The following is an 8834-nucleotide window of genomic DNA, read 5'->3' on the forward strand; positions in this document are numbered from 1 at the left end:
CATATAGCAGGCTGAACTGCCTTAAATTAGCACTCTGCATCATAAACGAAAGCTTCGTGATGTTAAAAGAGTGCTACAAATATATTGTAGCACTCTTTTTCTTAACCATCCACCTAATTTTTCAGAAACATATACATCCTGTTCCCATTGGATTATTTCTGTGATAAATACTCATGAATGCCTCTGGCGCCTGCGCGTCCGGCTTCCATAGCAAGAATTACGGTTGCAGCTCCTGTTACCGCATCTCCGCCTGCGAATACGCCTTCCTTCGTTGTTTTTCCGTTTTCAGTCTCGGCAACGATGCATTTGCGCTTATTGATGTCAAGCCCCTTTGTGGTGCTGGAAATCAATGGATTGGGTGATGTTCCGAGGGACATGATTACCGTGTCCACTTCAATGGTATAGTCAGAACCTTCGATCTCCACCGGTCTTCTTCTACCCGAGGCATCCGGTTCGCCCAGTTCCATCTTTCTGACAACCATGCCGTTTACCCAGCCGTTTTCATCTGTCAGGATCTCCACCGGATTGGTTAACAGGTTGAAGATGATTCCCTCTTCTTTGGCATGATGAACTTCCTCCACTCTGGCCGGAAGTTCCGCTTCACTTCTTCTGTAAACAACATGTACTTCCGCACCCAGACGAAGGGCAGTTCTGGCTGCATCCATAGCCACGTTTCCGCCGCCCACAACAGCCACTTTCTTTCCTGCCACGATCGGGGTATCATAATCATCACGGAATGCCTTCATCAGGTTATTCCTTGTCAGATACTCATTGGCTGAAAATACTCCGTTGGCATTCTCTCCCGGTATTCCCATGAATTTTGGAAGTCCGGCGCCTGATCCGATGAAAATGGCCTCAAATCCCTCTTCCTCTAACAGCTCATCGATGGTTACAGACTTTCCGATAATCACATCTGTTTCGATCTTAACGCCCAGTTTCTTCACATTTTCAACTTCTGTCTTAACAACTGTTGATTTTGGAAGACGGAATTCAGGGATACCATAGATTAAAACTCCGCCCGGCTCGTGAAGTGCTTCAAAAATCGTCACCTCATATCCCATCTTGGCAAGGTCGCCGGCACAGGTAAGGCCTGCGGGGCCGGAACCGATTACCGCAACTTTCTTTCCATTGGTCTTTTCCGGTGCAGCAGGTACAAATCCATTCTCTCTGGACCAGTCCGCCACAAATCTCTCCAGTTTACCGATTGAAATCGGCTCCCCTTTAATACCGCGGATGCAGACGCCTTCACACTGGCTTTCCTGAGGGCATACACGGCCGCAGACTGCCGGAAGAGCGGAAGATTCCGCGATCACCTTAGCCGCTTCTTCAAAGTTACCTGCTTCCACTTCCTTAATAAATCCCGGAATATTAATGGATACCGGGCATCCGCCCATACATTTGGCATTCTTGCATTTCAGGCAGCGGCTTGCCTCTGCCATCGCTTCTTCTTTATTATATCCTAAACAAACCTCTTCAAAGTTCGTTGCTCTTACTTTTGGATCCTGTTCTCTGACAGGCACTTTTTTCATAACGTCCATGACATCCTCCATATCCTATTCACAATTGCCGCATCCGCCGTGATGGGTATCGCCCTCTAATGCTTTTAACATCGCGCGGCCTTCTTCTGTCTTATAGATCTGCTGTCTCTTCATCGCTTCGTCAAAGTTAACCAAATGGCCGTCGAATTCCGGTCCGTCCACACAGGCAAACTTCACTTCGCCGCCCACACTTAAACGGCAGGCGCCGCACATACCCGTTCCGTCAACCATAATCGGGTTCATGCTTACGATGGTGGGCAGTCCCAGATCCTTTGTCAAAAGACATACGAATTTCATCATGATCATAGGCCCAATTGCTACACAGACATCATATTTCTTTCCCTGATTTACAACAAGATCTTTGATCACCTCAGTGACCATGCCTTTGCGCTCATAAGATCCGTCATCAGTCGTTATGTATAAATTCCCTGCCTGTTCTCTCATCTTGTCTTCCAATAGCAGAAGATCCTTGGTTTTTGATCCCACAATAACATCCACATCGATGCCATGTTCTTTCATCCATTTTACCTGAGGATAAACAGGCGCGGTTCCAACGCCCCCCGCTACAAAGAGGTATTTTCTCTTCTTCACTTCTTCTATATCTTCTTTTACAAATTCAGACGGCTGTCCAAGAGGCCCTACAAAATCTTCAAATGCGTCTCCCGCCTGAAGTCCTGCCATCTTCTGAGTTGATGCTCCTACAATTTGGAATACGATGGTTACCGTTCCTTTTTCTCTGTCAAAGTCACAAATCGTTAATGGGATTCTCTCGCCTTTTTCATCCATTCTGACAATTACAAATTCTCCTGGTTCGCAGGCTTTGGCTACACGTGGAGCTTCCACATCCATCAGAAAAATCTTTTCTGCCAGCTGCTCTGCTTTTAAAATCCTAAACATCTTTTTCCTCCTAATAAACTCCTTAGTGAATTTTCGACATCACGTGCTCAGAAGCCTTCCCCAACTTCCTTGACAAAAATGTTCGTACCTTTAATATTAGCACGTAAGGGAAATAATGACAATAATTAATTACAGAAATTCATATATTGCATATGTTTGTAATTAACAGTTCAGAAGGCTTGTAACAATTCAGACAGGTCTGAACTGTTACGAAGGCTTATCTTCTTGACCAAAAGCCTGTCAAACGCTTTTTTTTCATGTAAAGTATGATATAATCATTACCTCAGATTTTCTTTTCGGCAGTTCGCCGCAATTTCCCATATTAAGGAACCACAACGGAACAATCACAATGAAAAAACAAGGAGGATACTTTATGGAACTTAACAGCACAACAAATGAAATCAGCAACCGTGAGGTGAAATCCAGCGCATTTACGGCTCTTTTTGGCGAACCCAAAAATGCGGCCGCCCTCTATCAGGCGCTGGATGCGGGAGAAGAGGTGAATCCGGAAGATATCGATTATACCACTCTGAGTGGAGTTCTGTTTATGGCCCGGAAAAATGATCTGGCATTTACAGTACGGAAAAAAATTCTGGTAATCAGCAAACACCAATCAACGATTAATGAAAACATGCCTCTGAGGGATGCCGTCTATTACGGCCGAACCATAGAAAAAATAGTTGAGCCCAGGGCTTTATACAAAAACCGTCGTATTCCGATTCCAGCGCCGGAATTTTATGTATTTTATAATGGAGAAGCTCCATTCGACACAGAAAAGGAAATGAGATTATCAGATGCTTACCTTGTAAAAGACGGGGAACCTATGTTAGAATTAAAGGTGAAAGTAATTAACATTAATTTATCAGCAGACCATCCAATCTTGAAGAGATGCCGGCCCGTCTACGAGTATTCCTGTTTTATCCAGAAAATACGGGATTATGTTAAACAGGGAAAAAACAGAGATGAGGCGATTATTCAGGCAATGTCGGACTGTGAGGATGAGGGGCTTCTTGCAGAGTTTTTCAGGGAGCATGGAACGGAGGCGTCGAATATGCTGTTTACGGAATTTAACATGGAAGATGCGCTGGAAGTGCGCGGAGAAGAAAAATTTGATGAGGGTCTGGAAAAAGGATTTAAAAAAGGGGTAGAACAGGGAATCTGCATATTAATTAAAACCTGTCGGAAACTGGGAAAAACCCGAGAAGAGACACAAAGTGAGTTGGAAGAGAGCTACGCTTTGAGCAGTAAAGATGCGAAGATATATTTAGATCAATTTTGGGACTAATACAAAGGTAATTCATAGATTATCTTGAAAAAGATCTGTTATCTGAGCTGTTGCAAACATCTTCTGACAATAAAGAAGCCCCGGATTCGCGGGGCTGAAAATATTCGTTTTTGTTAATTGGATACTTTAACATACATCCTGAACTCATAGCAGATATCAAAATACGTCTGCTCATCGCTCTCAGCCGCCACCACCCAGTCCGAATCCTTATCCAGATTGGGAAAATAAGTGTCCGCTTCATAGGCATAATCAATATAGGTCACATGGGCCACATTGCAGTAAGGCAGAAACTGTTCGTAGATCACCTGGCCGCCGCAGATGAAAATGTCCTCGGAAGGGTATTTTTTCAGCTCTTCCAAAGCCTCATCCAGGCTGTGGCAGATGACTGCCCCCTTCACCTTGTAATTCCTGTCATGGGTCAGAACGATGTTGGTTCTGCCATAGAGGGGCTGGCCCCCCGGCAGGCTTTCCAGGGTCTTTCTGCCCATGACAACCACTTTTCCCATGGTCTCTTCCCTAAACAGCTTCTGATCAGCGGGTATCGCCGTCAGAAGCTGTCCTTTATTGCCTATCGCCCAGTTTTTATCCACTGCTACGATCATATTCATTCTATTATTCCGCCTCCTCTGCGGCAATGATCAGTTCCTTTGCGTATGGAAGGGTTTCAATCCACTCGCAGAAGGTATGCCATTCCGCCAGCTTATGATTCTTTCTGGCATGATAGATATTGACCAGGGTTTCATAGTTAAAGGAACAGGTCCTCATCTGGTTATAGCTGGAAGGCAGCAGCTGGATCATATCGTACCAGTCGTCCTTGCTTTTGGTATCCAGATATTTTAACCGGATGGCTTCCAGTTGATCCACAATTATCTGCAGAAACTTCAGCGTGTCAGAGGTCATATGGTCATGGCTGAAGTCATCGATTTCAAATGGTTTGCTGTGAATTTTGTGCATGGTGCTGGTGGAATTGGATACGGTTGCCACTTTATACGTATCATATTCCTTCCACCAGTACATAGGCGCAGTGATATCCACAGAAACAAAAATCTGGCGGATAAATTTCCGGTGGTCACTGCCTGCCTTTCTGAGGCGCATAGCCAGATTCAGATCATTTGGCCCTAAGATGTAATTGCCTTCCTCATCATAGCTGCTGTCCATGCGGGCCCAGCTGTTCATAGGGTTTCTGGCCCCACGCATGGCATTTTCTATATTCATAACGCTTGTTCTTTCCAGTGATATCATTACATTCTCCTTTCGCCGTCTTTCAGGCCTGTGTACCGTCCAAGGACAGATACAGTAACTATTGCAGTCATTTTCATTTAGTAAAACCGGACCGATTAACAGTCCGGTGATCTTTTTTATTATACAAAAGGAAACTGTACCTGGCAAGTAGGAACTGATGACCATTTTTATGACTGTTTTTCAGTTGTTTTTTCACACGTAACAGATCTGATGGAGTTTTCCTGCCAGCCATATGACAAACCCGCCAGACCGCCTGCGCGGCCTGACGGGCATCCGCATTCTTACATTATGCGCCCAGCAGGGTGTCTCTCACTTTATCCATTAACAGAAGCTCTCTGGATCTGCCTTCTCCATAAATACCGGCCATTTCAGAAAAACCGGTATAGCCGTATTGTTTTGCCCTCTCATCACACTCCACATCTGTAATCCTGATATTCTCCTTTTCAGCAATTGCCAGAGTAGCCAGGTCCTGCTGCACATTCTGTTCCGACTGGATTGCGAATTCGCTTTGCAGCTGCTCCAAAGACATTCCATAGGCCGCCGCATACTCTTCTAACGTCTCCCCATACTGCTGTTGCGCCAAATCCGTATAATAGTCTGTGGTTTCTTTTATCATGGCGTCCAGCCGGTCTTGCGGAACAGATTTAAACTGGCAGGTTGACATGATCGCATTCATGAGCTGGGAACGGCGGTAATTGGCCGCATCCAGCTCCATCTGCCTGCGCAGCCATGCGGTATATTCATCCGTTGTTTTTAAATCCCCTCCGGTGAGTTCCACCACCAGGCTGTCCGTATATTCAGGAATTGAATCGATCTGCTGGATATAATTTAATGTCACATGAAACTGGGCTTCTGTGCCCGCCATGGATACATCCCAGTAGTCTTGTGGAAATGTAACGGTTATATCTTTGCTTTCCCCAGGAAACATCCCTTCTATCCCAGTTTCAAATCCGTCTATGAATTCGCCTGACCCCAGCTCGATCAATTGATCCTGATAGCTTCCGTTTTCAAAAGCTTCTCCATTCTGAGTGCCCTCATAATCTATGCTCACCGTGTCTCCCAGGGTGGCTGCCCTGTTCACCACCTGGCTCACCTGGGCCTGGCCGTTCAGCATCCGGTCAATTTCGGCATTTACATCTTCCTCCGTCACTGCAACCGGATCCACTGTGATCCCTTTATATTCTCCAAGAATCACATATTCATCATAACCGCCTGTTAGATTCCCCGGCGCTGTCACTGTCTTTTCCGTACATCCCCCGATCATTAACGCGCTTCCCATACACACTGCCAATAAAACCGCTTTTTTCACCTGTTATTCCTCGCTTTTCTCTTAATCCTTCATTTTTCCCGTAAGTTTCGCCACCACGGAAATCCTTCCGTTGTCCACCGCGTAATCGCAGGTACGGAGTGTAATAAATTCCTCTGTCTTCTCCCCGTCAACCGCCACCCCGGTATCGTAATATGACCACGACTTCACAGCCGATACAAAATCATCTCTTTCCTCCGCCAGATCACCTTCAACAAACTCCATCTGGTATTTCTTCTGGATTTCGTCCATTCCCGCCGGATCACCCGACAGGTAGGCGGCAAAAATCTGGTACTGGCTGGTGCCCTTTTCGTCCGTATAATAGACGATCTGATGGGCTTTCCAGAACTCTTTGGACTTATAATTCTTCAATTGGGCAAACATCTGGTTATTCCTCATGCGGTGCCCGTAAAACACCAGATTAGTGCTCGGTTTATCCGGGTCGCAGCGGTAATCCATAAAAATGCTGCCCCGCCCGTCCTTTTCCTGATAGAAATTGCGGTTCATATAGTAAAATCCGTCTTCCTTATCAGAGAGCACCACCGGATAATAGATCCCGGTCCCCGGCACTTCGATGATCCCCACACAGTCCGGGTTCACCTTTTTCAATTCTTCCAGACTGTAGCGCAAAACAGGTTCCCCCTCCTGCTGCTCCTGAACTCCTTCCGGCTCCATCAGAAGATCGGTATAGATCCTTTCGTTATACCAGTTTCCCTTCAATTCAAAAAACAGATAGCTGGCAGCTATCACAATCACGATAACCGCCAGCACCCTTATCAGCCGCCTCATTTCGCATCAGACTGGATCAGATTCACATTCTCCAGCATCAAAGCATCAGGAGAGGCCCCATAGCCGCTTAAATCATGGGAAATGGAAAGGTATCTCTGTACTCTGCCAAATGGAACCACAGGCACCTTTTCATAGAATTTAGAAGACAGCTCCGTCAATGCGGCCGCATATTCTTCCTGGTTCATGGACATCTCCAGCCGGGATACCAGTTCCACATAATCATTATCCAAAAATGCCACCGGCATACCGTCTCTAAGCCTGCTCATATCCTGGAACGTATCCCAGTCATAATTCATCGTATCATTATACAGATAGATGTCAAACTTATCCTCCACATATAAAGCCTGTACATATTCCTCGCTGGTGCATTCGTTCACTTCTACAGTGAATCCCACCGCTTCCAGATCCTTTTTTAGGCAGGATGCCAGATGCATCTGGAATTCATTCTCCTTGAGCACCGGAAGTCTCAGGATAATCCTGCCCTTCATGCCCGCTTCCGTCAAGATGCTTTCCGCTTTTCCCTTATCATAAGACACTGCATTGGCTTCCAACGGTTCCGTATCAGGATTGCTTCCGTAGCCAATTACATTCGTCGGGGCGATCCTCATTTCCCAATCTTTATTCAGCGCACCTTCCTTATTAAAAGCATAGGCAACCGCCTGGCGCACTCTTTCATCCTTCAGGAATATATTGTTAAGATTAAAACCAATGGCATAGATGTTATCCGTTGGTTTTGCATATACGTTGAACTGCTTTCCCTGATACAGATTATCAAATTGTTCGCTGTTAGCCGTATACTGTGCTACATCGATTTCCTGGTTCTCTATGGCCTCTTTCATGTTATAAAAATTGATCTGGGCCAGCTCCACCGCCTTAATTTCTTTTATTTCCCCTCTGTATTCCGGATTCGCCTGAAGACAGATATTAATTCCCTGTGAAATAGTGTCGGCCATATAAGGGCCGGTTCCTATCCCTGTATTATAGATCTCCGGTATATTTTTAAAACCTGTAAGCTGCTGCCCAATATCCGCAAACCTGTTTTTCTGAATGTTGGTCTCCAGGATATCCCAGTTTCTTCTGTTTACATCCATAAATACAATTTCCACCGTGTTCTCATCCACTTTTTGGATTCCGCTGATTCCCTGGGTCTTCTGCTCATTCATATCCCAAACGCCTTGAATATGGAAATAGGCGCTGTCCGTATCCATATTGTATTCCGCCAGACATTTGATGCCAATGGACGCACATACATCATCCGCAGTGAGGGGAGTGCCGTCACTGAACGAAATACCTTCTTTCAGCTTTATGGTCATAGTCTGGTTTTCCTGGTTCCAATCGATCTGCTCGGCCAATATAGGTTCCAAACTTCCATCCATGCCAACCTTTGCCAACGGTTCATAAATCATCTCACAGGCCATGCGGTCTGCCATTGCTGTCGCAAATGCCGGATTTAAGCATCCATCTATTGTATCAACGGCTATAACCAGCCTTTGTTTTCTCAATTCATCTTTTACTACGGTTCCGGTTCCATTTTTTAATGCTGTGAAACCCGCTTCCTTCAATTCGGGATTAGTTTTTAAGGAGCCGACCGTCGCTGCTAGCCATGCGCCAATCACAATAAAGGCAATTATTACCAGTATTATCTTTATGTTTATCTTCCTGTTCTTTAATTGATCCATTCTCTATGCTCCTGTCTTGTTTCAGTAATATTTGCTGCATTCATATTTTATCTAAGTTTGAAAAGCCGGCCGGCGAGACTGCCGGCCGGCTTTCAACC

At 45.5% G+C, this 8834-nt stretch carries 8 protein-coding genes; 1 reads left to right on the top strand and 7 read right to left on the bottom strand.

Annotated elements, in window-relative coordinates:
- Positions 1-152: 152 nt before the first annotated feature.
- Entirely contained in the window at positions 153-1538 is a 1386-nt protein-coding gene (gene gltA, locus GPL15_RS08095; protein ID WP_215697799.1) for an NADPH-dependent glutamate synthase, read from the bottom strand.
- Positions 1539-1553: 15 nt separating this feature from the next.
- On the bottom strand, positions 1554-2435 hold the full coding sequence (locus tag GPL15_RS08100) for a sulfide/dihydroorotate dehydrogenase-like FAD/NAD-binding protein (protein ID WP_215697801.1): 882 nt from the start codon (positions 2433-2435) through the stop codon (positions 1554-1556).
- Positions 2436-2808: 373 nt separating this feature from the next.
- Between GPL15_RS08100 and GPL15_RS08105 the strand changes: the two genes are divergently transcribed.
- Positions 2809-3720 (top strand): hypothetical protein, encoded by a 912-nt coding sequence (locus tag GPL15_RS08105; protein ID WP_215697803.1) that lies wholly within the window; start codon positions 2809-2811, stop codon positions 3718-3720.
- A 113-nt stretch (positions 3721-3833) separates the two neighbouring features.
- Here GPL15_RS08105 and GPL15_RS08110 read toward each other — a convergent pair whose 3' ends face one another.
- From GPL15_RS08110 to GPL15_RS08130, 5 genes are all read right to left on the bottom strand, one after another.
- On the bottom strand, positions 3834-4328 hold the full coding sequence (locus tag GPL15_RS08110) for a dihydrofolate reductase (protein WP_215697805.1): 495 nt from the start codon (positions 4326-4328) through the stop codon (positions 3834-3836).
- Positions 4329-4332: 4 nt separating this feature from the next.
- On the bottom strand, positions 4333-4962 hold the full coding sequence (locus GPL15_RS08115) for a hypothetical protein (protein ID WP_215697807.1): 630 nt from the start codon (positions 4960-4962) through the stop codon (positions 4333-4335).
- A 286-nt stretch (positions 4963-5248) separates the two neighbouring features.
- The gene (locus GPL15_RS08120) at positions 5249-6271 is read right to left on the bottom strand and encodes an FKBP-type peptidyl-prolyl cis-trans isomerase (protein ID WP_215697808.1); all 1023 of its coding nucleotides are present in this window, start codon (positions 6269-6271) and stop codon (positions 5249-5251) included.
- Positions 6272-6292: 21 nt separating this feature from the next.
- Positions 6293-7057, bottom strand: a complete 765-nt coding sequence (gene srtB / locus GPL15_RS08125; protein WP_275950467.1) for a class B sortase — start codon at positions 7055-7057, stop codon at positions 6293-6295.
- Positions 7054-8736, bottom strand: a complete 1683-nt coding sequence (locus GPL15_RS08130; protein ID WP_215697812.1) for an ABC transporter substrate-binding protein — start codon at positions 8734-8736, stop codon at positions 7054-7056. Before GPL15_RS08130 ends, srtB begins: the two co-directional genes overlap by 4 nt.
- Positions 8737-8834 lie beyond the last annotated feature (98 nt).

Source organism: Clostridium sp. MCC353, from assembly GCF_018785315.1.
Lineage (GTDB): Bacteria > Bacillota > Clostridia > Lachnospirales > Lachnospiraceae > CHH4-2.